This is a genomic window from Ilyobacter sp., assembly GCF_041583315.1.
Classification (GTDB): Bacteria; Fusobacteriota; Fusobacteriia; order Fusobacteriales; family Fusobacteriaceae; genus Ilyobacter.
In genome coordinates this window covers 1-1,974 of record NZ_JBFHGC010000531.1, presented here as the reverse complement: position 1 = coordinate 1,974, position 1,974 = coordinate 1, and the positions used below count along the sequence as shown (strand labels likewise).

At 38.3% G+C, this 1,974-nt stretch carries 1 protein-coding gene; it reads right to left on the bottom strand.

What is annotated here, in order from left to right; all coding sequences use genetic code 11:
• On the bottom strand, positions 1-1,888 hold a 1,888-nt coding region (gyrB, locus tag ABZA26_RS13855; RefSeq protein ID WP_372715083.1), incomplete at its 3' end, for a DNA topoisomerase (ATP-hydrolyzing) subunit B.
• Between the last annotated feature and the right edge of the window lie 86 nt (positions 1,889-1,974).

Genomic DNA, 1,974 nt, shown 5'->3' with positions numbered 1-1,974 from the left:
TTACAAAGTGAGAGTGCTCTTCGATAAAGTTTCTTCTAGGCTCTACTTTGTCTCCCATCAGCTTGTCAAAAAGTATATCAGCTTCTCTTGCATCATCTATTGTTACCTGAAGAAGAGTTCTTGTATCATGATTCATAGTTGTTTCCCATAGCTGATCGGGATTCATCTCTCCCAGTCCCTTATATCTCTGTAGGCTATATCTTTTATTTTCAGCATCCATTACACTGGTTATCTCTTTTAGCTGTTTATCAGAATAAGCATACACCATTGTTCTTCCTGCTGTTATTTTATATAATGGCGGCTGGGCTATGTATATGTATCCTCCGTGAATAAGATCCACCATGTATCTGTAAAAGAAAGTAAGTATCAGTGTTCTTATATGAGCACCGTCTACGTCTGCATCTGTCATTATTATTATCTTGTGATATCTCAGTTTTTCAAGATCCAGATCGTCCCCTATATTGGCACCAAAGGCGGTCACCATTGATCTTACCTCATTGTTTTCAAGGGCTCTGTGAAGACCTGACTTCTCCACATTTATTATTTTTCCTCTAAGTGGAAGTATTGCCTGTGTATACCGGTCTCTTCCTTGTTTTGCAGATCCTCCTGCAGAATCTCCCTCTACTATGAATACTTCACTCTCTTCAGGTTTTTTAGAAGAGCAGTCTGCAAGTTTTCCAGGAAGAGAACCTACTTCAAGGGCAGACTTTCTCATTACAAGCTCTCTTGCTTTTTTTGCTGCCTCTCTTGCTTTTTTAGACATGAGTATTCTTTCTATTATGTTTCTTGCATCGCCAGGATGATCCTCCATATACATCTTCAGATATTGTCCCATTACAGATGAAACTACAGAGGTAACCTCTGAATTTCCTAGCTTTGTCTTTGTCTGACCTTCAAACTGAGGTTCAGGTACTTTTAGGGAGATAATAGCCGTGACTCCCTCTCTTATATCCTGCCCCTGAAAATTCCCGTCTCTTTCCTTCAATAATCCCAAAGATTTGGCAACTTCATTTATTATTCTCGTAAGAGCCATTCTGAATCCACTTACATGGGTTCCGCCCTCATGAGTATTTATATTATTTACAAAGGAGTAGATTGTCTCTCTCTGTTTTTCAGTATAGAGGATAGCGATCTCCACTATGATATCGTCACTTTCCCCAGTCATGAATATTGGCTCTGGAATAAGTGTTGCCTGCCCTTCTTCTATCTCTTTTATAAAGTCAACTATTCCACCGTCAAACTTTAATCTTTCTTCTTTTATGACCTCTTTTCTCTCATCTGTGAGAACTATTTCTAAACCTTTGTTTAAATAAGCCATCTCTTTAAGTCTGGATTTCAAAGTATCAAAGTCATATTCTAATGTTTCAAAAATCTCATGGTCTGCTTTGAACCTTACTGTTGTACCTGATTCAGTTGTTTTGCCTACAACTTTTACATCAAATTCAGGTACTCCTCTGTTGTATTTTTGAGTATGTATTTTTCCGTCTCTTTTTACAAATACTTCTGTCCATTCAGAGAGGGCGTTTACTACAGATATTCCGACTCCGTGAAGACCTCCTGATACCTTATAATTGCTGTTCTCAAACTTTCCTCCAGCATGAAGCACAGTAAGAACTATTTCAAGTGCTGATTTCCCGTGTTTCGGATGAATTCCCACAGGTATTCCTCTTCCGTTATCACTTACCTCTATAATATTGTCCTTTAGGACTCTTATATCTATCTTGTTACAGTATCCTGCCAAAGATTCATCCACAGAGTTGTCTACTATTTCCCAGACTAGGTGGTGGAGACCTCTTGCAGATGTGGAACCTATGTACATCCCCGGTCTTTTTCTAACGGCTTCTAGACCCTCTAATACCGTAATATTTTCTGCTTGATAATTACTCATTACAGCCCTCCATTATATTTCTTAATATTTCTCTTACCTTTTTTTTTTAGCCTTTCAAACTCATTTCCTCTGTCCTGAATAGACCT